General features: G+C 41.3%; 16 protein-coding genes. 14 read left to right on the forward strand and 2 right to left on the reverse strand.

All coding sequences use genetic code 11. The features are described 5' to 3' along the window. Positions 1–30: 30 nt before the first annotated feature. From VK159_RS14675 to VK159_RS14700, 6 genes are all read left to right on the forward strand, one after another. Complete coding sequence (locus VK159_RS14675) at positions 31–789, forward strand: hypothetical protein (RefSeq protein WP_324230908.1); 759 nt, start codon at positions 31–33, stop codon at positions 787–789. Positions 790–1,153: 364 nt separating this feature from the next. Continuing rightward, on the forward strand, positions 1,154–4,021 hold the full coding sequence (locus VK159_RS14680; protein ID WP_324230909.1) for a glycoside hydrolase family 2 protein: 2,868 nt from the start codon (positions 1,154–1,156) through the stop codon (positions 4,019–4,021). Positions 4,022–4,105: 84 nt separating this feature from the next. Then, complete coding sequence (locus VK159_RS14685) at positions 4,106–6,238, forward strand: hypothetical protein (RefSeq protein ID WP_324230910.1); 2,133 nt, start codon at positions 4,106–4,108, stop codon at positions 6,236–6,238. Further along, positions 6,238–9,693 carry a DUF4450 domain-containing protein gene (locus VK159_RS14690; protein WP_324230911.1) on the forward strand — a complete coding sequence of 1,152 codons (3,456 nt, stop codon included), beginning with the start codon at positions 6,238–6,240 and terminating at the stop codon, positions 9,691–9,693. The genes VK159_RS14685 and VK159_RS14690 overlap by 1 nt, the downstream gene beginning before the upstream one ends. A gap of 51 nt (positions 9,694–9,744) precedes the next feature. Then, entirely contained in the window at positions 9,745–10,947 is a 1,203-nt protein-coding gene (locus tag VK159_RS14695; protein WP_324230912.1) for a glycoside hydrolase family 88 protein, read from the forward strand. Between the two features lie 5 nt (positions 10,948–10,952). After that, entirely contained in the window at positions 10,953–11,879 is a 927-nt protein-coding gene (locus tag VK159_RS14700; RefSeq protein WP_324230913.1) for a glycoside hydrolase family 43 protein, read from the forward strand. A gap of 314 nt (positions 11,880–12,193) precedes the next feature. On the opposite strand, the gene VK159_RS14705 is transcribed toward VK159_RS14700, so the two are convergent. Further along, positions 12,194–13,312, reverse strand: a complete 1,119-nt coding sequence (locus VK159_RS14705) for an MFS transporter (RefSeq protein ID WP_324230914.1) — start codon at positions 13,310–13,312, stop codon at positions 12,194–12,196. A gap of 276 nt (positions 13,313–13,588) precedes the next feature. Here VK159_RS14705 and VK159_RS14710 point away from each other — a divergent pair, with 276 nt between their 5' ends. From VK159_RS14710 to rhaM, 6 genes are read left to right on the forward strand one after another with little or no spacing between them, the layout of a single operon-like run. After that, positions 13,589–15,610, forward strand: a complete 2,022-nt coding sequence (locus tag VK159_RS14710) for a T9SS type A sorting domain-containing protein (RefSeq protein WP_324230915.1) — start codon at positions 13,589–13,591, stop codon at positions 15,608–15,610. 1 nt (position 15,611) lies between these two features. Next, positions 15,612–17,054, forward strand: a complete 1,443-nt coding sequence (locus VK159_RS14715) for a glycoside hydrolase family 28 protein (protein WP_324230916.1) — start codon at positions 15,612–15,614, stop codon at positions 17,052–17,054. A 10-nt stretch (positions 17,055–17,064) separates the two neighbouring features. Continuing rightward, positions 17,065–18,939: a rhamnogalacturonan lyase gene (locus VK159_RS14720; protein ID WP_324230917.1), complete on the forward strand. Its 1,875-nt coding sequence runs from the start codon at positions 17,065–17,067 to the stop codon at positions 18,937–18,939. Positions 18,940–18,951: 12 nt separating this feature from the next. Continuing rightward, positions 18,952–19,737 (forward strand): rhamnogalacturonan acetylesterase, encoded by a 786-nt coding sequence (locus tag VK159_RS14725; protein WP_324230918.1) that lies wholly within the window; start codon positions 18,952–18,954, stop codon positions 19,735–19,737. A 22-nt stretch (positions 19,738–19,759) separates the two neighbouring features. Further along, positions 19,760–20,539 carry a rhamnogalacturonan acetylesterase gene (locus VK159_RS14730; RefSeq protein ID WP_324230919.1) on the forward strand — a complete coding sequence of 260 codons (780 nt, stop codon included), beginning with the start codon at positions 19,760–19,762 and terminating at the stop codon, positions 20,537–20,539. 21 nt (positions 20,540–20,560) lie between these two features. Beyond that, positions 20,561–20,875: an L-rhamnose mutarotase gene (gene rhaM / locus VK159_RS14735; protein WP_324230920.1), complete on the forward strand. Its 315-nt coding sequence runs from the start codon at positions 20,561–20,563 to the stop codon at positions 20,873–20,875. A gap of 12 nt (positions 20,876–20,887) precedes the next feature. On the opposite strand, the gene VK159_RS14740 is transcribed toward rhaM, so the two are convergent. Beyond that, positions 20,888–21,604, reverse strand: a complete 717-nt coding sequence (locus VK159_RS14740) for an NUDIX hydrolase (protein WP_324230921.1) — start codon at positions 21,602–21,604, stop codon at positions 20,888–20,890. Between the two features lie 160 nt (positions 21,605–21,764). On the opposite strand from VK159_RS14740, the gene VK159_RS14745 reads away from it, so the two are divergent. Both VK159_RS14745 and VK159_RS14750 read left to right on the forward strand, forming a co-directional pair. Next, complete coding sequence (locus tag VK159_RS14745) at positions 21,765–23,375, forward strand: alpha-N-arabinofuranosidase (protein WP_324230922.1); 1,611 nt, start codon at positions 21,765–21,767, stop codon at positions 23,373–23,375. Positions 23,376–23,384: 9 nt separating this feature from the next. Beyond that, positions 23,385–25,385 (forward strand): alpha-L-arabinofuranosidase C-terminal domain-containing protein, encoded by a 2,001-nt coding sequence (locus VK159_RS14750; RefSeq protein ID WP_324230923.1) that lies wholly within the window; start codon positions 23,385–23,387, stop codon positions 25,383–25,385. The last annotated feature ends 1 nt before the right edge of the window (position 25,386 follow it).

The raw sequence follows: 25,386 nt of genomic DNA on the forward strand, positions 1-25,386 counted from the left end.
TATTGTATGCCATTGATAAGAATCTCCATTATGAGACAATTCGTATTGTTTTTTACAAGCCTCTTCTTGACAACAGCTGTTTATGCACAGACAGACGAAGAACAAGTTGTAAAAATGATTAATGATTCAATTAAAGCAAACCCAATGAATTCTAATTGGCTTTTTATGAAGGGAATGATGTTTGCGCAAGCCAATAAATTCCAATCGGCCATTGAGCCGCTAAGCCTTTCGCTTAAATATTTGCAGCAATTCAAAATCGATAACCCAAATGCAATTACATTCCCCAATGACCAACCACTGGATAGTTGTGATATTTTAAAATTTAGAGCATACTGTTATGACAACTTAGACTCTTTACAAAGCTCCATAGCCGATTATCGTTATTTGCAGTCAAGAAAACCAAATGACTTCTTCTATTCAGTGGCTGTTGCAAGGCTGTATATAAAACACAAAGATTTTGGGAAAGCTCAATACGAAATTGATCAATTGAAGAGATTCCCTGAAAACGAGAGAGGGTTGGTTTATCAAGCAGTTTTATTTTATGAGCAGGGAAAGTATGTAGAGGCTTTAAATTCAATTGGCGATGCTTTAGAAAAATATCCAAACAGCATTGAAGGACTTGTAACTAAGGCAAAAATTCTTGGTAAACTCGATAAGCCGGAGGAAGCTTGTAAAAATGCCAGCGAAGCAAAAACGAAAATAACGCTTGATTATTTCGGTGGTGAACGTGGCTTTCTACGAGAATTTGATCAAGACATTGACAATTTGAAGAGTCTTTATTGCAAATGATTTGGGCGAGCCTACAACAATGGGTTTTCTTATTTGGCTCTCGATGGCGCAGGTCACTGACCAATGCTCAGGTGTTACTGATCGAACCACAACAAACAATTCCAACATAAGTAACGGATAAATACAGGTCGGGGAACCCGCACCGGTAAAAACCGACAATTTCATTGCAGGACACCGCAGGATAGCTTAGCTCCCCAGTACGTTAAATTTACATGCTGTTTTAAACGATTGCTGTATGGTGATGATCATTTGCTTCCTTCTTTCCGTCTGCCTGTTTTTTTATGACCTGTTTTCAGAGCGCAACCGCAGCTGCTGTCAGTTTCTGAACAGCTTTTCCCAATTCTACATGTTGAAACAAACTACAATGAACAAGATCTGCAAAGTTGGTTTACTTATCACTTACAACTTACTGCTTACAACCTGCCTTTTAGCCCAACAAAAGCAAATTCAATTCCTCTCCGGTACTGATGCTGCACACACCGTGCAATGGGATTTTTATTGCACAGCCGGTCGCAACAGCGGCGAATGGAAAAAGATACAGGTGCCCAGTTGCTGGGAGCAGCAAGGGTTTGGTAATTACAACTATGGTCGTGATTACAAAACCAACGGAAAGAATTTTCGTTTCTATGATGAGAAGGGGATGTACAAGTACCAATTCAAAGTACCTGCATCATGGAAAGGAAAGAACATCCATATTGTGTTTGATGGCAGCATGACGGATACCGAAGTAAAAATCAACGGGAAGAGTGCTGGCGACATTCATCGTGGTGCATTCTATCGTTTCAAATATGATGTAACCTCATTGTTGCATTTTGATAAGGCGAATACACTTGAAGTAACGGTGAGTAAGATGAGCAGCGATGCCAGTGTAAATAATGCAGAACGGTTGGCTGATTACTGGGTGTTCGGTGGTATTTTTCGCCCGGTATTTTTAGAAGCAACACCCAAGCAATACATCGACTATGTGGGTATTGATGCAAAACATGACGGCAAGTTTGCGATGCAGGTGTGGACAAAAGGTCTTGCACAAAATGCAACGGTTGTTACAACCATTACCGATAAGAACAAGAAAGTGGTTGTCACCACAAAAACAACGGTTGCAAAATCGGCTGAAAACGTCATTGTAGCTACACAGGTAAACAATATCAACGCATGGACTTCCGAAACACCAAACCTGTACACGGCAACTGTAGTATTACAGGATGCGGCAGGTAAGAAATTATATGAACTGAGTGAGAAGTTTGGTTTCAGAACCATTGAAGTAAAACAGGGGCTGGGAATTTATATCAACGGCACTCAGGTAAAGTTTAAAGGCGTTAACCGTCATTGCTTCTGGCCTGAGACTGCACGATCATTGTCGAAAGAAAATGAATTGAAAGATGCAATGCTGTTGAAAGAGATGAACATGAATGCCGTGCGTTGCAGTCATTATCCACCTGATAAATATTTTCTGCAGTTATGCGATTCATTGGGCATTTATGTGTTGAATGAATTGGCTGGTTGGCAAAAGGCATACAGCACCAAGGCCGGAGAACCATTGGTAAAGGAACTGGTGTTACGTGATCTCAATCATCCTTCCATTGTTTTGTGGAGCAACGGTAACGAAGGCGGACATAATAAAGAACTGGATGATGATTATGCCAAATATGATTTTTCAAAGCGGACGGTTATTCATGCACATCATCGTCCGGGTAATGCCATCAACGGCATTGATTGTAACCACTATGAAGATTATTACAGCACACAAAAAATATTGAATGACTCGTTGATCTATATGCCCACCGAAATGTTGCATGCACAGGATGATGGCGGTGGTGGTGCAGCTATGGAAGATTTCTGGAACCTGCATTGGAAATCGCAGAAGAGTGGCGGTGTATTTATTTGGGTAATGGCCGATGAAGCCGTAATGCGGACTGATCTAAACAATGTACTTGATGCAAATGGTTTGAATGCCAATGATGGTATTCTCGGCCCGCACCGGGAGAAAGAAGGAAGTTTCTATGCTTTGCGTGAAATTTTTTCACCTGTTCAATTGAACTTGCCGGATGCATTACCTGCTTCATTTAACGGTGAACTAGAAGTGGAGAACCGTTTTCATTTTCTCAATACCAATCAGTGTACGTTCTATTGGGCCTTGGTTGATTTCAGCAAACCATTCGACCGTTTTGATGGATACGTGGTAAAACAAAAAGGAACCGCAACAGCTCCCAACATTGCTGCCACCCAAAAAGGAACCTTGAAACTTCCTCTTCCTGCTGACTATAAAAATTATGATGCACTTGTGATTGTTGCCAAAGACAACTACGGTAATGAGTTGTATAAGTGGACATCGAAGATCAAAAGCAATGCATTGCAGTTGAATGGATTTGTAACAGTAAAAAATGATGCAACTACCATCAAGGAAACAGATACCGTGTATGCGATCACCGGTGGTGATGTAACCGTTGTGTTAGATAAGAAAACAGGAAACCTTGTTACCACAAAAAATACAGCCAATGATTATGTATTGTCGTTCAATAACGGGCCGGTGTTGGTGAAAGGCACAGCAGCTGTTATTTCATCCAGAACCTATAAAGAAGATGCAAACACTGTTGTTGAATTTTTGTATAGCGGTGATATGAAGTATGTGCGCTGGAAGATCAATGCAAGCGGCTGGACAACGATGGAGTATGAATACAGTGCATCAGGTGATCAGCCATTCACCGGTATCAGTTTTAACTACCCGGAGAATTATGTATTGTCAGCACGTTGGTTGGGAAAAGGTCCGGTTCGCCAATGGAAAAACCGTATTGCAGGAACACCTGTGAATGTGTGGCAGAATTTATATAACAACACACATACAGGCTATTCACCGGTGGTATATCCCGAGTTCAAAGGTTATTATGGCGAAGTGAACTGGATGGAGCTGAGTACGGTGGAAGGGAAATTTTATATTGCTTCACCTGACACCGGTTTGTTTGTGCGTCTCTTTGATTTTTATGCTTTGAGCAGTGCCAACAAACCACATCCGGAAGTACCTGTTGGAAATATTTCGTTTCTTGATTGTATTCCGCCCATTGGTACAAAGCTGGCGGTTGGTTTAACCACTAACACAAGAGTGTATGGCCCGATGAGTGAATTGAATCATGTGAACGGGAACAAGAAACGGACTTTGTATTTCTATTTCGGCATGCCGAAAACAACTGATACAAAAGAGAATTACAGTCGTCCGACCATCGACAATGTATTCTAATGATGAGTGATGAGTAATGAATGACGAGTGTGGCACCCCGTCAGTGGTTGCAAACCCTGATGGCGGTAAATTAAAATAATACGAATGAATTTTAAAACAAACTTTCTTCTTAGTGTTACTTTCTGTCTTTGTGCCTTTGTGGTTCAATCACAATCCATCAACCGTGAAGCCGTAGTGAAACGCCACAATGTAAAAGTGAAAAAAGTTGATTCACTTTCATCGCTCACGGTAGGTAATGGCAATTTCGCTTTTACAGTTGATGCAACAGGTATGCAGAGTTTTCCGGATGCATATATCAAAGGAGTACCGCTGGGTACACAATCGGTGTGGGGCTGGCATAGCTTTCCCAATACGGAAAATTTGCGAGTCGAGGAAGCGCAGAAAGTATATGAACTGGAAGGAAGAAAAATTTCTTATACCGTTCAGCCGAAAGAAGGAGGCAGAGTAAAGATGGCAGTGGAATATTTCCGTGTGAACCCACATCGTTTACAATTGGGCAATATTGGTTTGGAAATAAAGAAGAAAGATGGAACACTTGCAACTGCAAAGGATATTCAAAAAATCAACCAGGAGTTGAATGTTTGGACGGGAATCATCACAAGTAATTTTATGATTGAAGGTGTGCCGGTGAAAGTAACCACCGCTGCCCATCAACAACACGATGCTGTTTCATTTCGTATTGAATCGCCGTTACTTAACAGCAAACGTATTTCAGTACGTCTGCGTTTTCCTTACCCGAATGGACAGTTTAAAGATGGTGGCGACAATTTTAAAAACGATGATCAGCACAAGTCTGTTTTGATGCAGAGTGCTGCCGAAACAACCATCAAACGTGTACTTGATACAACCGTGTATTATACTTCACTGAAATGGAACGGGAGTGCATCGATCAAACAACAGACAGCGCATTATTTCCTTATACAACCAAAAAACGGAACGACACAGTTTGAACTTTCTGCAAAATTCAGTTCAACCTATCGTAAAGGATTTGCTGCATCCTTTGCAGCGGTGAAAGAAAACAGTGAACAACACTGGAAGAAATTCTGGTTGAGTGGTGGTGCAGTTGATTTCTCCGGTACTGCTGATAAACGTGCATTTGAATTGGAACGCAGGGTGGTCTTATCACAATACCTCACCAAAGTACAATGCTCGGCTGCATATCCTCCACAGGAAACAGGGTTAACCTATAACAGTTGGTATGGCAAACCACACCTGGAAATGCATTGGTGGCATGCGGTGCATTTTGCACAATGGGGCCGACCGGAGCTGATGGAGAAAAGTTTAGACTGGTATTTTTCTGTCGCTGAAAAAGCAAAGCTCATTGCCAAACGCCAGGGCTTTGAAGGGTTGCGTTGGCAAAAGATGACGGATAACAATGGTGATGAAGCGCCATCGTCTGTTGGTGCATTTCTCATCTGGCAACAACCGCATTTTATTTATATGGCGGAGTTGATGTATCGTCATAACCCAACAAGTAAAACATTAAATAAATACAAAGAGTTGTTGTATGCGACTGCCGATTTCATGGCATCGTTTCCATCTTACAATGCAGCCACTAAAAAATATAATCTCGGTAAAGGATTGATTCCTGCACAGGAATGTTTTGATGCAGTTTCTACGTTCAATCCAACGTATGAATTGTCGTATTGGAGCTGGGCATTGGAAGTAGCACAGCAATGGCGTATACGTTCAGGATTGCAAAGAGAAAAGAAATGGGATGAGATCATCAACAATCTTGCACCATTGCCGCAGATTGATGGCGTTTATCTGGCAGCAGCGAATACGCCTGACTGTTATGAAAAAGGATCGAAGTATTTAACCGATCATCCGGCCGTGTTGGGTGCTTACAGTACAATACCTGCTGCCAATGGTTTGGATACGGTTGTGATGAAGAAAACCTATTTCACCGTATTGGAAAAATGGGATTGGAATGAAACATGGGGTTGGGACTATCCGCTGATGGCGATGACGGCTGCACGTTTGCACATGGGTGAAGAAGCGGTGAATGCGTTGCTGATGCCGGTAAGAACGAATACTTATTTAATTAACGGGCATAATTTCCAGGATGATCGTCTAACGATTTATCTGCCGGGGAATGGTGGTGTGTTGAATGCAGTGGCGTTGATGTGTACCGGTGCAGATGCAGATAAAGGGATCAATATTGGTTTTCCGAAAGAGTGGAAGGTGAAGTGGGAAGGACTTAAAAAAATGTTTTAATGAAAGGATTACTGTTTGTATTGTTTGGACTCTTTGGTTTGTTGAACAATCTTGTTGCACAACAAACGCAAAAACTATGGCATGGCATTGAGCGGCAGGTTCGTTATCGTCCTGAAGGAACTGATATAGTAATCGAGAATGGAACAAGACGTTTCAACCGTGCATTGTATGGCGGCAATACGGCGTTTCGTGCTGAAGCAGGAGACTTACCTGAGTTTGCGTTGTACATGCCGGGCATGGGAGGTAATTTGAAATTTGGATTTGTCATCAATGGAAAAAGCAAATGGTTAATCGAGTGTAAAAAGATCAAAGCGATCTATCGTGCAGGCTCGATGCTGTATGAAATTAAAGATGAGTTGTTGGGTGAGGGTGTTATCCGTCTGCATGTAATTGCCTTGTATGCAAGTGAAGGAATGATTGTGCAACTGCAGACAGAAAAAATTTCAACAGCAGTAGAGTTGATCGCTGTGTATGGTGGTGCTACAGGTAAAAAGTTTTCACGTGATGGTGATATTGGTGCCGATCCTGAGTCATCCTTTTATTTAAAACCTGAGTATTGCAGGGATAATATTTTCAAGATCAAACAAAACAGTTTTCAGCTACTGTATGGTTTTGCAAAACCGTTGAGTGAAGAAGAGCGGTATGAAGTGCAGCATCTTCCTGCAAATGCCAATAACAATTCATCTGTTGCAGAAAAGGGAAAAGAACTAACCGGTGTATTCCCATTAACTGCTGTTTTGAAAATTGCGGATGCAACAAAGCAACAATCGCCCATTGCATTATTGCAATCAGACAGTACAGCAGCTTCTCCATTAATCACTGCCAGTCTTCAACTAAAAGACAAACAAACGTATTTCTTTGCTGTACAAAAGCCGGAGAAGAACCAGGTTATTACCTATGCTTCTTTGCCGCAATTATTTCAAGAGGCAGAAGCAGCAAGAAAGAAGATCGCCGATCGCATCAAGGTAGTTACACCTGATCCGTTTATTAATACATTAGGAGGGGTATTGGGTATTGCAGCCGATGGCGTATGGGAAGATCCATCGTTTATGCATGGTGCGGTTGCATGGCGTATGCGTTTGAATGGATGGCGTGGAGCGTACGTGGCCGATGTGTTTGGCTGGCACGATCGTGCAAAAAAACATTTTAATGGGTATGCTTTATCACAAGTGAAAACACCATTGACCGGCCCCGTTGTTGCCGATACGGCTTTGCATTTAGGACGACAACAGGAGAAGCTGGGTACCTCCTTGTTCAGCAGTGGATACATTTCACGCAATCCCGGCGGTGATCTGCGGGCACATCATTATGATATGAACCTCGTTTTCATCGATCAGTTGCTCAATCATTTTAACTGGACAGGTGATACGGCTTATGTACGACAGATGTGGCCCTTACTTGTTCGTCATCTTGATTGGGAAAAACGGAACTTCGATGTAGATGGGGATGGTTTGTATGATTCGTATGCGGCTATCTGGGCAAGTGATGCATTGCAATACAGTGGTGGAGGAGTAACGCATTCATCAGCGTATAACTATCGTTCGAATAAAATGGCTGCTCAGCTCGCAAAGATTGTTGGAGTTGATGGCAGCCAATATGAAGCGGAAGCGAATAAAATTTTAAATGCGATCAATCAGCAGTTGTGGATGAAGCAGAAGGGTTGGTATGCTGAATACAAGGATTTGCTTGGTAATAAACTGTTGCATGAGTCGGCTGCGTTGTGGACAATCTATCATGCCATTGATGAAGGCATTGCTGATCCGTTCCAGGCGTATCAATCATTGCAGTATGTGCAGCAATACATACCACATATTCCCATAGTTGCAAAAGGCTTAAAGGATTCGTCGCTCTATACATTATCAACCACCAACTGGCAACCGTATACCTGGAGCTTGAATAATGTGGCATTGCCCGAATTACTTCACACAGCATTGGCGTTCTGGCAGGGTGGTGATAAAGAAGAAGCCTACCGTTTATGGAAAAGTTCGTTGATGGAAAGTATGTATCTCGGAGCCAGTCCTGGTAATATTCAACAGCTGAGTTTTTATGATGCCATACGGGGTGAATTGTACAGGGATTTTGCCGACCCGATTGGCATGGCCGGCAGAACAGTGGTAGAAGGATTATTTGGTGTGTTGCCTGATGCATTGAATGATCGTTTGGTGATCAAGCCCGGTTTGCCGAAACAATGGAACAATGCTTCATTAGCCACACCCAATATTCAATTTGTATTCAAGCGTACCCGTTTAACGGAAGAATACATCCTGCAGCCAACATTCAGTAAACAATTGAAGCTGCAATTGATCATTCCGGCTTACAGGGAATCTGTTGAATCGGTTACGGTGAATGGTAAGTCTGTGCAATGGAAAATAGCTGACAGTATCATCGGTACGCCATCGTTACAGATTGATGCTGCGCCTGCAAAATCCTATTTGATTGTGATTAAATGGAAGGGCGAAGGATTTGAAAAGCCAACATATCAACAAGCCTATAATAGTAAAGAATTGGTGCAGGTGAAACTGAATAAGGCGATCATCACAAATACCTATCAGCCGGTGGAAGTGTTGCGGAATTTAGTGCGTACAGCAAATTCGGTATCAGGTAACCTGAACAATGCAGGTGTAAACAGTTTGTACCTGCAATTGAAGCAAGGCGATTTCAGCTGGTTTGAACCATTGAATTTTTCTTTGATCGTTGATGAACCCTTCGTTGAAACAGTAACGATCAGCCCTGAAACAAAATTTGAAACCGTTGATCTTACTCCGCATTTCAATGATGCGGTGACGAATATTTTTAAGAATGAATATTTATCGCCTCGTCCGGCCGTACCAACGTTGCAATTGCCCACGCAGGGTATCGGTAACTGGGCTTATCCGTTAACCACTGCCAACATCAACGATAGTGGTCTGCGTGTAAAAGCTGGGGTAAAGAATGAAGTACTGATCAACAAGATTCCTTTCAAAACAACCTCCACCGAAAAGAAGAATATCGTGTTTACATCGATGTGGGATAATTATCCTGATTCGGTTGTATTGCCTTTGAGCGGAACTGCAGCGCATGCTTATTTCCTGATGGCAGGCAGTACCAATCCGATGCAAAGCAGAATAGTGAACGGGCGTGTTGTTGTGAACTATACGGATGGTACATCTTCTGTTCTTGAATTGAAAAACCCGGAGAACTGGTGGCCGATTGAGCAAGATTATTTTGTGGATGGATTTGCATTCACTACTGATGCAGCAAAGCCAACACGGGTTTTATTAGAAACAGGAGAGCTGATTCCGCCAAATTACAGATACACGGGCATCAAAGGTTTTTCCAATTTTGGTATTGAGGGTGGTGCTGCAACGGTACTGCATCTAAAACTGAATCCACATAAACAATTAAAAAGTTTTACACTCAAAAGCATTGCCAATGATGTGGTGATTGGGTTGATGAGTGTAACATTGATCCGGTAAACAACGAATCAACAGATCTAAGTCTTATATTGCCATTTAAACGATTACTGTATGTTGTCTGCAAAACGTTTTTATCTATTTAGCTGTTGCTTGTTTATTCTGATGTTGTGTCATGCACAAACCAAACATCAGCCGGATAAAGCATTATTAAAAACAATTGATCAGAGTATGATCGATGCGGCCGCACAATACAAAGTGCTGATGCAAAATCTGCCAGCTGATAAATTTCCGAAAACCTATTTTCCTGCAACCAATAAATACGAATTCAGTAATTCAGGATGGTGGTGCAGTGGGTTTTATCCCGGAACCTTGCTGTTCCTCTATCAACAAACAAAAGATGAAACGCTTTACAAAGAAGCAAAACGCATTCTTGAAGTATTGAAGAAAGAGCAATTCAACACCCGTACACATGATCTCGGTTTTATGATGTATTGCAGTTTTGGAAATGCAAATCTTATTCAACCATCAGTTGCCTACAAAGATATTTTAGTGACCAGTGCGAAATCATTGTCAACCCGTTTCAGTCCGGTTACCGGCTGCATCAAATCATGGGACGGTAAGCCCAATGAATACCTGGTAATCATCGACAATATGATGAACCTGAAACTATTGTTCTGGGCCACACAGGTTACAGGTGATTCTTCCTTCTATAAAATTGCTGTGACACATGCCAATACAACCATCAGGAATCATTTTCGTGCAGACAACAGTTCGTATCATGTGATCAACTACAATTCCCAAACAGGAGCCATTCAGCAAAAACGAACAGCACAGGGTTTTGCTGATGAAAGTGCGTGGGCACGTGGACAGGCATGGGGCTTGTATGGTTATACTGAAACCTACAGGGAAACAAAAGACAAGCAATATCTTGAACAGGCGAATAAGATCGCTGACTTTATTTTAAATCATCCGAATCTGCCAACTGATAAAATTCCATACTGGGATTTTAATGCACCGAATATTCCCAATGCATTGCGTGATGTTTCTGCAGCAACGATCATGGCTTCTGCTTTACTTGAATTAAGCGGCTATGTAAACAAAGAATTATCGGTGAAGTATTTCAAAACAGCAGAAACGATTCTGAAAAATCTTTCAACCGAACAATACAAAGCATCCGCAGGAACCAATGGTGGTTTTTTATTGAAACATAGTGTAGGACATTTTCCTGCGCAAACAGAAATTGATGTGCCATTAACTTATGCTGATTATTATTTCGTTGAAGCCATGATTCGTTACAAAGCGATGTTTAAATAAATGAAATGATGAAAAGGGGCAGTTTATTGGTTATTGTCTTGATGCAGTTGTTGAGTGTAAATGCTCAATCTGATTCGGTGTACATGTTTGCTTATTTCAAAAACAACGGGCAGGATGGTTTGCATCTTGCTTACAGTACTGATGGTTTTACATGGAGTGCATTAAAGCAAGACAGTTCATTTCTCAAACCAACTGTTGCAAAAGATAAACTGATGCGTGATCCCTGCATTATTCGTGGTGCTGATGGTTTGTTTCATATGGTGTGGACGGTTAGCTGGAACGATCGTGGTATTGGTTACGCAAGCAGTAAAGATCTGATCAACTGGAGTGAACAACGTTTTATTCCGGTGATGATGAAGGAAGATTCTGCACGCAACTGCTGGGCACCGGAGATCACTTATGATGCCAGGAAGAAACAATACATGATCTATTGGGCTACCACCATTGCCGGCAAATACAAAGCTGATCCCAAAGTGGAGAATGGTTACAATCACCGCATGTATTATGTACTCACGAAAGATTTCAAAACCTTCAGCAAGACAAAAATGCTGTACGATAAAGGCTTTAATGTAATTGATGCGACGATTGTCCCCAATGGAAAGCAGTTAGTGATGTTTTTGAAAGATGAAACAAGAGAGCCTGTGCAGAAGAATATCAAAATAGCAACCAGCAAAAAACTCAGCAATGGTTACAGCGAAGCCTCTGCACCAATCACCGGTAATTACTGGGCAGAAGGACCAACCACGTTAAAGATCAATAATACCTGGATTGTTTACTTCGATAAATACAGAGATCATAAGTATGGCGCTGTACAATCAACTGATCTGAAAAACTGGACTGATGTATCGGATAAATTAGCCATGCCAAAGGGAATACGTCACGGAACGATTTTTAAAATCAGCAAAAAGGAGTTTGAGTTGCTACCTAAATAAACTTACTTATGAAAAAAAGCAATTTCTATCGTTTCGTTTCACAAACTTTATTTTTAGCAGGAATACTTTCAGCCGTAATCATTGTCAAGTATCCCCTTATGATTTTTATTTGGGTTTTGATGTTACTCATTGCATCGGAACAAATGATCATTTACAAACAACTTTACGTCGTCGAAAATAAAGTCTTGGAAAGTGAAGCAAAGAAAATAGTGAGTACCCAGAGGATGGTTGCAAGAATTTTACAGATTGTTATTTTGATCAGTGGAGTTTTAATAGCCAGTCAAACTTTTCATAAGATCAAATTCTGACAAGCTCTACGTAAGTTTTAACTTACTGATCATATAACTGATCGCCAAACCAAGCAAGGCAATCACAGCAAAGGAATAACGAAGTCCTGCCAGTTCTGCAATATAACCGATCAATGGTGGGCCCATTAAAAAGCCAAGAAAGCCGACACCTGAAACCGTAGCAATCGCTATACCACTCGCCACATCTTTTACTTTACCTGCAGTACTATAAACTAAAGGAATAATGCTGCTAACACCAAAACCAACAATTAAAAAGCCAATGGTTGACATGACGATGTTCGGGAATAACACCGCTGTCATCATTCCTGTAAAGATCAACACACCGCTTATCTGTACCATTTTTGTACGGCCAAAACGTTCAGCCAACCTATCTCCTGTAAAACGTCCTGTTGCCATCATGATCATAAACGAAGCATAACCCAGCGATACCAATTCTCCTTTTACTTTCACTACTTCTTTAAAATAAACACCACTCCAGTCGAACATACAACCTTCTGCACTCAAACAACAGAAAGCGATCAATCCTAATTGCAATAGCAATCCCTTCGGCATCTGGAATCGTTTCAGCGAAGAAGCTGTGCGACTGGTAGGCGTGAGAATAAGGTATTTCTGAAAGAAAATATTTAATGTGATCACCATTGCTGCAACGATCATGAAGTGATACATAGGCAATAACTCAAGCCGCATCATCAACAAACCAACCAATGCTCCTATGAAGCCTGCTGTACTCCATACACCGTGAAACGATGCAAGAATGGTTCGTCCATACAATGCTTCAGCATTCACAGCTTGTGTGTTCACCGAAATATTACAGAGATTACCTGTTAAGCCAAATACGTACAGACATAAAGCTAACAACCACGGAGTGTTTGCAATTCCGATCGTGATCAATGTAAGCGCATAACCTACAGCCGCTAAACGAAGAACATACTTACTGCCAAAACGTGTCACCAATTTTCCACTGAAAGGCATCATGGTTAATTGTCCGGCGGGTAACGCTAATAAAATGCTGCCTAATGCTGCTTCTGATAAATGCAAAGTTGTTTTAATATCGGGGATGCGGCTTGCCCAACTGGCAAAGCAAATACCCTGGCAGAAAAAGAATACCGATACGGCAATGCGCATCTGCAGATTTGAGTAATGGTTGGTTGCTGTTGAAATAGTAGTCAAATTCAGTAATAAGGCACGAAATTACCCGAAAATCAACGGCTATTCATGGCATATCTGTAATAAAATCAAGTAATCGTTTTCGCAAACGTTTGTGCAGGATGCCGCAGGATAGATAAGGGGGTATCTATGGCTAATTTGTGGCCAATGATTGCTATGTCTGATTTCAAAATGAAATTCGTTTGTTTCTTTTTGTGGTGCTGTATTATGCATCAGCTACCTGCCCAACGTAAAATGGAAAAACTAAACCGTGGTACTGTTGCAGTTCGTGTGAGCAGTTCTGAAGTGTTTCTCAGTTGGCGGTTGATGGGTACGGAACCATCAACTACTTCCTTTAATATTTATCGTGACGGAGTAAAGATCAATGCAACGCCCATTACAGGTGCAACAAATTATAAACACAGTACAACTACAAACGGCACTTACATGGTAAAGGCTGTGATAAATGATCTTGAAGAAAGTAACAGTGTAGAAGCAACTGTATGGGCACAACAATACAAACAGATCCCGATACAACAACCTGCAGGTGGCACAACGCCTGATGCAGTTGCGTATACTTACACTGCAAATGATGCAAGTGTGGGTGACCTGGATGGTGATGGCGAATATGAGATTATTTTAAAATGGGATCCAACCAATTCAAAAGACAATTCACAATCCGGCTATACAGGAAATGTGTATCTCGATGCGTATAAAATGAATGGTACGAGATTGTGGCGTATCGATCTTGGCATCAATATACGTGCAGGCGCACACTACACACAGTTTTTGGTGTATGATTTTGATAACGATGGTAAAGCAGAACTTGCCTGTAAAACTGCTGATGGTACAAAAGATGGGGTTGGTACGGTGATTGGTAATGCAACTGCTGATCATCGTAACAGTAATGGTTATGTTTTGAGCGGACCGGAGTATTTAACTGTGTTCAATGGAATAACAGGTGCTGCAATGGATACTGAAAATTATACACCTGCAAGAGGAACAGTAAGCAGCTGGGGAGATAATTATGGAAACCGTGTCGATCGTTTTATTGCTGCTGTTGCTTATTTCGATGGAGTTAATCCAAGTATGGTATTTGGTCGTGGTTATTATACACGTTTGGTGCGTAGTGCATGGGATTTTAAAAACGGTCAGTTAACACAACGCTGGATATTTGACAGTAATAATGCAGGCAACAGTGCGTATGCAGGTATGGGTAATCACCAGATGACCGTGGGTGATGCTAATAGAGATGGTAAAGATGAAGTGTATAATGGATCAAGTGCTGTTAATTATGATGGCACCGGTTTTTTCTCCAATGGTTTAGGTCATGGAGATGCCTTGCATATGAGTGATATGGATCCAGATCGTCCGGGCTTGGAATTATGGCAGTGTTATGAAGAACAATCAAAGTATGCAGGCAAGGGCTTGCGTTTATTTGATGCTGCAACAGGTGCACCTGTGTGGGGCGTAAATGCAACCGGTGATATTGGCCGTGCATTAGCAGCGGATATTGATCCCCGTTACAAAGGGTATGAATGTTGGGGCTCTACCGGTTATCTCTATAATGTGAAAGGTGATTCAATCGGTCCATCACGGCCAACAATCAACCATGCGATATGGTGGGATGGGGATCTGCTTCGTGAAATACTGGATGATGAAAAGCTGGAGAAATGGGACTATGTCAATAACAGGCTCAATCGTTTATTAACCTTGTATCTTGCAAATCTGGGTTCAGCTTCAAGTAACAATTCAACAAAAGCAAATCCTGCGTTAACTGCAGATATATTGGGCGATTGGCGGGAAGAGATCATTATGCGTAGCGGCGATAATCAATTCCTCAACATTTATACAACTGTAAATGAAACAACACATCGTATTTACACACTTATGCACGATCCGCAATATCGTTTGGCCATTGCATGGCAAAATGCAGCATACAATCAACCGCCGCATCCGGGTTTTTATTTGGGAGATGGTATGAATGCAGCGCCAACACCCAACATTCAACTGGTGAATGCTATAACAACTCCGGTGAGCGATCAAACTGTTTCTGCAATAACTGTTGATGTATTTCCTAACCCTTCCGTAAAAACTTTTTTCATCAGAGCAAACGGAAGCTTTCGTTTTCACATCTATGATGTTAATGGGAAACTGCAGCAACAAGGTTGGGCTGTAAATCAAATTGAAACAGGTGCAGGGTTAGCGGCAGGTGTGTATTTCGTGAAGGTGACGGCTAAGAAACAACAAACAACTATCAAGATCATTAAACAATAACATGACTACAAATAAGCAAAGCAGTTTTCTAATTCTCTTTTTATGTGTAACACTTACTACACTAGCGCAAACCGTTGTTGCCCCGGAGTGGACAAAGAAAACAGGTGCAAGAAGTTTTCCAGCCGGTAAAACAATTTATTATGTGAACAGCTACGGAGCTGTAAGTGATACAGTAACGGTCAATACTAAAGCTATTCAAAGTGCTATTGATGCATGTGCTGCAAAAGGCGGAGGTATCGTAGCGTTTAAACCAGGCACCTATGTTACGGGTGCCATCTTCTTGAAGAACAATGTGCATTTGCGTATTGATAAAGGCGTATTGATCCTTGGTTCACAAAACTTCGATGACTATCCTGATATGGATACACGTATTGCAGGATTAGAAATGAAATGGCCTGCTGCGTTGATCAATGCATTGAATGTAAAGAATGTGGCGATCACCGGTGAAGGCATTGTAAATGCAAGAGGAAAGTTTTGCTGGGATAAATATTGGGAGATGCGTAAGGATTACGATAAAAAAGGCTTACGCTGGATCGTTGATTATGATGCCAAACGTGTGCGTACGTTATTGGTTCAAAATTCATCCGATGTTTCCATTAAAGGATTAACGTTTAAGAACGCCGGTTTCTGGACAGTACAATTATTATACTCTTCCTATTTGACGGTTGATGGCGTTGTGATCAGGAACAATGAAGATGGAAGCGGCCCAAGTACCGATGGCATTGATGTGGATTCATCGAGCTGGGTGTTGATACAGAATTGTGATATCGATTGTAACGATGATAATTTTTGTTTAAAAGCCGGTCGTGATTGGGATGGTTTAAGAGTAAACCGTCCGACAGAATATGTTGTGATCAGAAAATCGATTGCACGAAGAGGAGCAGGGCTAGTTACGTTGGGCAGCGAAACATCGGGCGGCATCCGTCATATTTATTGTACTGATCTCTATGCAAAAAATACAGATAATGGTTTACGGATCAAGTCTGCAACCACACGTGGTGGTACCATTGAAGATATCTACTTCGTGAATTCTGTTTTGGATTCAGTGCGTAATGCATACCAGTTCAATCTCAACTGGTATCCTGCATACAGTTATTCTGAATTGCCGAAAGGTTATACGATGGAAACTGTACCTGCACATTGGAAATCGATGTTGCAGAAAGTAACCCCTGCTGAAAAGGGAACACCGTATGCAAAGAAATTCATCATTCGTAATGTGAAGATCACGAATGCACAAAAGGCATTTGAGATAAATGGTTTGCCAAAATCATTGCTGGAAGATTTTCAGTTCATCAATTCGTTTATTTCTGCCGGAACAATCGGCAGTATGGAATACACGAAAGGCTGGAAGTTCATCAACACAACCATTGATATTTCAACAAAACCTGTTGAAAAGAAAAAAGAACCCACAGGAATTGAAGAGCAGGAGCGTCTAAAAGGATAATCATTTTATTATGAAAAGATTTGTATCATTCACTGCTGTTTTCGTTTGCTTAAGTATGTGTGTGTTTGCACAATACCAGATGGAATTCCTTACCCGTGGTGTGCATGCAGTGCCGGCAGGTAATGGAAAAGTATTTGTGAGCTGGCGCTTGCTGGGAACAGAAGATCAATCACTTTCATTTAATCTTTACAAGACCGTTAATGGTAAAACCGGTAAGCTGAATAAAGCTCCATTGCTGAAGGCAACCGGGTTTACTGATGAAGCAGTTGATACAAATGCAGTAAATGTTTATACGGTTAAAGCGATCATCAACAAAAAAGAAGAAGCAAAAGGCGAATCGTTTACACTTGCTGCAAATGCAAAACCATATGTTTCTATTCCATTAAGAACACCAACCGGCTATTCAGCGAATGATGCCAGTGTTGGTGATGTGGATGGTGATGGTGTGTATGAGGTCTTTATTCATATGACAGGAAGAGGAAGAGATAATTCACAAGCCGGTATGACTGATCCTCCAATTATTCAGTGTTATAAAATGGATGGTACATTTTTATGGGAGATCAATCTTGGAAAAAATATTCGGGAAGGAGCACATTACACACAGTTCATGGTGTATGATCTTGATGGCGATGGCAAAGCAGAGATCGCTATGAAAACGGCCGATGGTTCAATTGATGGTAAAGGAAATGTTATTGGCGACAGCACAAAAGACTTCCGCAATCAACGTGGATATATTTTAAGCGGCCCTGAGTTTCTAACGGTGTTTAATGGACAAACAGGTGCAGCTATTTCTACAGTTAGTTATGATCCTCCACGGTATCCAACCTCTCTTAACCCCACAGAAGCCGAACTAAAAACAATGTGGGGTGATGGCTATGGCAACCGTATGGATCGTTTTATTGCTGCTATTGCTTACTTAGATGGTAAACATCCATCATTGGTGATGTGTCGAGGTTACTATACAAGATCGGTGTTGGCTGCATGGGATCTCAAAGGCAATCAATTAGTGAAACGCTGGGTGTTTGACAGCAACGAACCGGGTAATAAAGAGTATGCAGGACAGGGAAATCATAATATCAATGTATCTGATGTTGACGGAGATGGAAAAGATGAAATTATTTATGGTCAAATGACGATTGATGATAATGGAAAAGGATTATACAGCACAGGTATTGGTCATGGAGATGCATTGCATACGAGTGATATGGATCCCGAGCGTCCGGGTCTGGAAGTGTTCGGCATACAGGAAAAATTTGGTGATGCAGGTGCAAATTTTCGTGATGCAAAAACAGGTGAAGTGATCTGGAAGAAAGCATCTGTGAAAGCAGGTGAAGATGGCGAAGGCCCCGGTCGTGGGTTAGCATTGGATATTGATCCACGTTATCCCGGCTTTGAGTGTTGGGTGGCAGGTGCAGGGATCACCGGTTTATTTGATAATAAAGGAAATAAGATCGCCGATAAAACACCACCCTGCAACATGGGTATTTATTGGGATGGAGATGCATTGAGTGAAATACTGAATGGTGTAAACATCAGCAAATGGGATTATGTCAACAGTTCAATGGTGAAATTATTTGATGGCAGAGATTTCGGTTGTGTAAGTAACAATGGTACGAAAGCTAATCCATGCTTAAGTGCTGATTTGTTTGGCGATTGGAGAGAAGAAATTATTTGCCGTACGGCAGATAGCAAAGAGTTGCGTATTTATTCAACAGCTATTCCAACAGAAATAAAACTGTACACGTTGATGCACAATCCACAATATCGTTTAAGCATTGCCTGGCAGAATGTGGCTTACAATCAACCACCGCATGTAAGTTATTTTTTGGGCGAAGGAATGAAGACACCGCCAAAACCGAACATCACGATCATTACAAAAAAATAAAATCATCAGCGCATGAAATGGATCAGAGCAAATGCACATGTACTTCGATTACTATTATTGTTTTCTGTGATGACCTCTTTTATTGTTCTCAGTAACAATAAACCAACCATCTATATCATTGGCGATTCAACGGTTCGTAATACCAACCGTCCGCAATGCGGCTGGGGTGAAATGATTGCTGAGTTCTTTGATTCAACGCAAATCAACATCAGTAACCAGGCAATGGCCGGAAGAAGTACAAGAACTTTTATCAAAGAAAAGCGCTGGGATAAAGTAATGTCAACACTTACTGAAGGTGATTATGTGATCATGCAGTTTGGACATAATGAAGGCAGCAAGCCTGATACATCACGTGCAGGTTACCGTGGTGTGCTGAGAGGAACCGGTGACGAAACGGTTGAACTGACATGGAAAGATGGAACTGTTGAAACCGTGCATACGTATGGTTGGTATTTAAAAAAGTTTATCAAAGAAGCAAAAAGTAAAGGAGCAAGACCCATCATCTGTTCAATGATTCCACGCAACCAGTTTGTTGATGGTAAAGTAAAGCGTGCAAATAATGACTTTGGTAAATGGGCAAAGGAAGTTGCAGAAAGTGAAGGCGTTTTTTTTATCGACTTGAATGCAATTACTGCCGATAAGTATGATGTGTTAGGGCCGGATGAAGTTAAAAAACTTTTTCATGGTGATCATACACATACAAATGTAGATGGTGCAAAGATCAATGCGGCATCAGTTGTAGAAGGTATCCGCAACCTGAGTAAGGAATTGCCGCTGGTAACCTATCTTAAGAAATAACTCTATCACATAAACTTGTAGTATGAAATTAAGTAAGCTGTTAACACTTGTTGTTGTTCTTGGGATCGTATCATTTACAGTAATGCAAACCAAGCCTGTGTTTTATATCATTGGCGATTCAACTGTTCGTAATGGTGATGGAAGCGGTAAAAATGGTCAGTGGGGTTGGGGTAGTTTTATGGCCGGATACTTTGATACAACAAAAATTTCTGTACAGAACCATGCCATTGGCGGAAGAAGCAGTCGTACGTTTATCACAGAAGGCCGTTGGGAAAAGATCTTTGCCAATTTAAAGAAAGGTGATTATGTCATTATGCAGTTTGGTCATAACGATGCAAGTCCGTTAGATGATACGGCTCGTGCAAGAGGAACAATCCGTGGCGTTGGTAATGATAGTTCTGAGATTTATAACCCTATTCGCAAGATCAATGAAACAGTGTATAGTTATGGTTGGTACATGCGTAAGTATGTGCGTGAAACAAAAGCCAAGGGCGGCATTCCGATTGTCTGTTCATTGATTCCACGTGATAACTGGAAGAATGGAAAAGTAACACGCTCATCAGATAACTATGCATTATGGGCTGAGCAAGTTGCCAAAGAAGAAGGTGCTTACTTTCTTGATCTAAACAAACTGATTGCAGACAAGTATGATGAAATGGGCCAGGAAGAAGTAAAAAAGCTGTTTCACGGTGATCATACGCATACCAGTCTTGATGGTGCAAAGATCAACGCAGATGTTGTTATTCAACAATTGATCTTACAGCATCCCGGTGAATTAACCCGTTACATCATAAAAAAATAATTACCCACTAAACTTATCGTTATGCCACGTATTGCATCACGCATGAAAATATTCAAAGGCCAGGAAGAAGAATACAAACGTCGTCATGATGAACTTTGGCCCGATCTTGAAGAGTTGCTGCATCAAACCGGCATCAGCGATTACAGCATTTTCCTTGATGAAACAACAGGTGACTTGTTTGCTGTGCTTCAAGCCGAAGACCCAGCAAAGTTGAGCGATCTGCCCGGTCACCCGGTCATGCAAAAATGGTGGGCGTATATGAAAGATATCATGGAAACAAACCCGGATAACTCACCTGTGAGCACGCCGTTAAAGGATGTATTCTATATGAAGTAATCCAAGAGCCGATTACTTCTCTACTTCCAGATGATTATTCAGGTTGGGAATGAATTTCAACACCGAATGGAAATTTTTCTTGTAATGCTTTTTATCAAGCTTATAATAGAAGGCGCCTTTTTTTGAATTCGTTTTATCCTTGTCTTTTTGTTTGATCAAAAGTCCGGTTGAAATGATCTTACGGCTGAAATTGCCCTTATCAAAATTTGTTTCATACACATCTTCAAACAAACTCTGTAACAGTGGCAGTGTGAATTTTGCGGGCAGCAATTCAAACAGCAGGGGATGCAAGGCTGCTTTGTATCTTAATTTCTCTCTTGCCATTGCTACCATTTGTGAGTGATCAAAGATCAGCTCGGGTATCTGATCGAGCTGGAACCATTCAGCATGATATTCTTCACTGATCTGTTTTTCATATTGGTGGATATCGATCAAAGCAAAATAAGCTACGGAAATAGTGCGTTCGATCGGATCTCTGTCTTTTGCTGAAAAGGTATAGAACTGTTCCAGGTAAACACCATCGAGCCCCGTCAATTGTTTTAATACACGGTTAGCCGCCTCGTCGGTACTTTCTGCGGGTTGCACAAAACCACCCATCAAACTCCAGTGGTCTTTCTTGGGTTCGAGGCCTCTTTTAATCAATAAGATCTTGAGTTTATTACCATCAAATCCAAAAATGATGCAGTCAACTGCAACAAGCAAGCGGGTCTGGTTTTGATACTTCAGCATGGCTTCGAAGTTAAGGAAGTAGAAATGAGGATAAAAATAAATGTAAAAATGACAATTGTTATCAAAAAAGTATTTATTTTCATTTTTTAAACCAAAAGGCTTCCGGCCAACTGCTGAAAAATTGCTGATCAGCAGGGAGGCTTTCAAAAAACTTGCTATCATGATTGTTGCCATTCGCAAAAGAAAGTATGCTCCATGCAGCACATCCAGGCTTCATCTGCCAGGAAACTTCATTAAATCTTTATTCGTTTTCGCTCTTGTCATTACGCAACTGACTACCAGTGCGCAGAATTCTGTTGTTATCAACGCCGATTTGGGAAAAGACAAGATCAGTAAACATATCTACGGTCACTTTGCTGAGCATTTAGGAACCTGTATTTACGGAGGTTTTTATGTTGGAGATACCAATAAGGTGATCCCCAATACTAATGGTGTACGCAATGATATTGTGGACGCATTGAAGAAACTGAAGGTGCCCAATCTTCGCTGGCCCGGTGGTTGTTTTGCTGATACCTATCATTGGAAAGATGGTGTTGGTCCTAAAGCAAATCGTCCGGCAATCGTTAATCGTTGGTGGGGTGGTGTTACTGAGGATAACAGTTTCGGCACACACGACTTCCTTAATATGTGTGAGATGATTGGAGCAGAGCCCTATCTCGCTGGAAATGTTGGAAGCGGAACCGTTCAGGAACTTGCTGATTGGGTGCAATATGTAAATGGTAAACCCAATACAAGCCCAATGACCACATGGCGTGTAAAAAATGGTCGTGAAAAAGGATGGAATGTAAATATCTGGGGTGTTGGCAATGAAGCATGGGGTTGTGGTGGAAACATGAAGCCCGAGTATTATGCAAATATCTACCGTCAGTATGCTACTTATATGTCTGACTTTGAAAACGAGGCTAATAAATTCAGAGTAGCATCGGGCGCAAACGGGAATGATTATAACTGGACAGAAGTATTGATGCGTGATATTCCACATAATATGATGGAAGGTGTTGCATTGCATCATTATGCAGTTATTAATTGGAACCAAAAAGGTCCGGCAAGAGATTTTACTGAACAACAATATTTTGCTACCATGAAATCGGCCTGGCGCATGGAAGAATATGTTACCCGCCATAGTACGATCATGGATAAATATGATCCGAATAAACGTGTGGCGTTGGTTGTTGATGAGTGGGGTGGATGGTACGAGGTGGAGCCTGGCACAAATCCCGGATTTTTATTCCAGCAGAATACAATAAGAGATGCAATGATTGCAGGTATGACTTTGAATATATTCAATAATCATGCTGATCGTGTACGCATGGCTAACCTGGCACAAACAGTAAATGTGTTGCAGGCGGTGATCCTTACAAACCAGGAGAAGATGTTGCTCACGCCCACTTACCATGTAATGGAAATGTACAATGTTCACCAGGATGCTACCATGCTTCCCCTGCAACTAAAAACAAATGATTATGTTTTGGGTAATGAAAAGCTGCCTGCAGTTTCTGCATCCGCTTCAAAAGATAAAAACGGAACAGCCCATGTATCACTTGTAAATATTGATGCTTCTAAATCACAAACCGTAACAATTGATGTGCGTGGATTAAATATCAAATCTGTGTCAGGCAGAATTCTTACGTCTAAAAAACTGCAGGATTATAATTCATTTGATCAGCCAACAAATATTCAACCAACTGTTTTCAATGGCGCTAAACTGACTGGTAATACTTTACAGGTTCAGTTGCCTCCTTTTTCAGTAGTTGTTCTTGCCCTTAAATAATTTTTATCGATGCAGTATCAATTCAATAAGATATTCAGCAAGAGAATGATCATTGCTATTGCAGCAGTCTTCGTTCTCTCTGCTACTTCATTCGCTCAGCAGAAAAAAACATTGGTCATTAAAGCAAACCAACCGGCTGCAGATATACAACCTACCATGTGGGGTGTGTTTTTTGAAGATATTAACCTCGGTGCAGATGGTGGCATTTATGCTGAACTCATCAAAAACCGATCATTCGAATTCTTTAAACCATTGATGGGTTGGAAAGTAGATCAACGTCCTTTTGTTGAAGGTGCAGTTACTGTACAGAACAGGCAGGGAGCAAATCTCCCTAATCCACGTTTCCTGCGTGTGCAGTTAAACAATGCAGCAAAAGGAAACCTGAGCATGACGAATGAAGGTTTCCGTGGCATGGGTATTAAAAAGGATCTGCGTTACGATTTCTCTGTGATGTATCGTACATCAGGGAATATTAAACTGCATGTTGAATTACTGAATGCAAAGAACCAGCTGATCGGCAACAGCTTTGTTGATGCAACAGCAACCGGAGATGCATGGAAGAAATTAGCAAAGAGTTTTCAATCAACTGATACAGCACAAAAAGGACAGTTCAGAATCTGGTTTGAAGGAACAGGCACAATAGATCTTGACATGATCTCTTTGTTTCCTGAAGATACGTGGAAGAAACGTCCCGGTGGTATGCGTGCAGATATGATTCAACTGCTGGCAGATATGAAGCCCGGTTTTATCCGTTTCCCCGGTGGTTGTATTGTGGAAGGCTTTGATCTTTCCAATCGTTATCAATGGAAAAAAACGATCGGGCCAATTGAAGAACGTCAGCTCATCATGAACCGTTGGAATATTGAATTCCCTCATCGTCCTGCTCCTGATTATTTTCAAACATTTGGTTTAGGTTTCTTCGAATATTTTCAATTGTCAGAAGATGTAGGTGCAGAAGCATTACCTATTCTCAACTGTGGCATGGCTTGCCAGTTTAATTCTGCTGAGCTTGTTCCGTTAGATCAACTCGATCCGTATGTACAGGATGCATTGGATCTCATTGAATTTGCCAATGGCGATGTAACTACTAAATGGGGTAAGAAACGTGCAGAGATGGGACATGCAGCTCCATTCAATTTAAAGTTTCTTGGTGTTGGTAATGAAAACTGGGGACCGCAATACATTGAGCGGTTGAAGATCTTTCAAAAAGCAATCAAGGACAAATATCCAAACATTAAAATAGTTGCAAGCTCAGGTACAGGACCTGATGGTGATCGTTTTGAATTATTGAATACAGAATTGCGTAAGATGAATACCGATCTGATTGATGAGCATTATTACCGCAGTCCAGAATGGTTCTTCAGCAGTGTAAGACGTTACGATAATTACCCAAGAACAGGTTCAAAAGTATTTGCAGGTGAATATGCATCACATGTTGATAAAACAAATGGTGCACAACGCAACACATGGCTGGCAGCCATCAGCGAAGCTGCATTCATGACAGGTTTGGAACGCAATGCAGATGTTGTAAGCATGGCATCTTATGCGCCATTGTTCTCACACATCGATGGATGGCAGTGGGCGCCTGATATGATCTGGGTTGATAATCTCCGTTCATACGGATCGCCTACTTACTATGTACAAAAACTTTTCTCCTTAAATAAAGGTTCGAAGGTTGTTCCGCTTACACTCAACAATGATGTTGTTGCCGGACAGGACAGTTTGTATGCATCATCAGTAATTGATGCAGCAACAAATGAACTGGTGATCAAGATCGTTAATGCATCAAACAAAGAACAGGCAACTATATTATCTGTTGAAGGCGTGAAGAAGTTAGCAGCACAGGGAAAGTTAACGGTGTTGCAGGGAAGCAGTTTAACAGAGGTGAATTCATTCGATCAACCCATGCAGGTTGCACCAAAAGAATCAACCATCGCAATAAAAAATAAAAAGTTTGATTACATGGCAGCTCCTTATTCATTTTCGGTATTAAGAATAAAACTGCCGTAAG

It is taken from the genome of Lacibacter sp. (assembly GCF_035299325.1).
Classification (GTDB): Bacteria; Bacteroidota; Bacteroidia; order Chitinophagales; family Chitinophagaceae; genus Lacibacter.

Excerpts from the sequence above, each read along its gene's own strand:
- VK159_RS14675 (WP_324230908.1), top strand. The coding sequence starts at position 31 with ATGAGACAATTCGTATTGTTTTTTACAAGCCTCTTCTTGACAACAGCT.
- VK159_RS14720 (WP_324230917.1), top strand. The coding sequence starts at position 17,065 with ATGAAAAGATTTGTATCATTCACTGCTGTTTTCGTTTGCTTAAGTATG.
- VK159_RS14715 (WP_324230916.1), top strand. The coding sequence starts at position 15,612 with ATGACTACAAATAAGCAAAGCAGTTTTCTAATTCTCTTTTTATGTGTA.
- VK159_RS14725 (WP_324230918.1), top strand. The coding sequence starts at position 18,952 with ATGAAATGGATCAGAGCAAATGCACATGTACTTCGATTACTATTATTG.
- VK159_RS14685 (WP_324230910.1), top strand. The coding sequence starts at position 4,106 with ATGAATTTTAAAACAAACTTTCTTCTTAGTGTTACTTTCTGTCTTTGT.
- rhaM (WP_324230920.1), top strand. The coding sequence starts at position 20,561 with ATGCCACGTATTGCATCACGCATGAAAATATTCAAAGGCCAGGAAGAA.
- VK159_RS14740 (WP_324230921.1), bottom strand. The coding sequence starts at position 21,604 with ATGCTGAAGTATCAAAACCAGACCCGCTTGCTTGTTGCAGTTGACTGC.
- VK159_RS14710 (WP_324230915.1), top strand. The coding sequence starts at position 13,589 with ATGGAAAAACTAAACCGTGGTACTGTTGCAGTTCGTGTGAGCAGTTCT.
- VK159_RS14705 (WP_324230914.1), bottom strand. The coding sequence starts at position 13,312 with ATGCGCATTGCCGTATCGGTATTCTTTTTCTGCCAGGGTATTTGCTTT.
- VK159_RS14690 (WP_324230911.1), top strand. The coding sequence starts at position 6,238 with ATGAAAGGATTACTGTTTGTATTGTTTGGACTCTTTGGTTTGTTGAAC.
- VK159_RS14730 (WP_324230919.1), top strand. The coding sequence starts at position 19,760 with ATGAAATTAAGTAAGCTGTTAACACTTGTTGTTGTTCTTGGGATCGTA.
- VK159_RS14750 (WP_324230923.1), top strand. The coding sequence starts at position 23,385 with ATGCAGTATCAATTCAATAAGATATTCAGCAAGAGAATGATCATTGCT.
- VK159_RS14745 (WP_324230922.1), top strand. The coding sequence starts at position 21,765 with ATGATTGTTGCCATTCGCAAAAGAAAGTATGCTCCATGCAGCACATCC.
- VK159_RS14680 (WP_324230909.1), top strand. The coding sequence starts at position 1,154 with ATGAACAAGATCTGCAAAGTTGGTTTACTTATCACTTACAACTTACTG.
- VK159_RS14695 (WP_324230912.1), top strand. The coding sequence starts at position 9,745 with ATGTTGTCTGCAAAACGTTTTTATCTATTTAGCTGTTGCTTGTTTATT.
- VK159_RS14700 (WP_324230913.1), top strand. The coding sequence starts at position 10,953 with ATGATGAAAAGGGGCAGTTTATTGGTTATTGTCTTGATGCAGTTGTTG.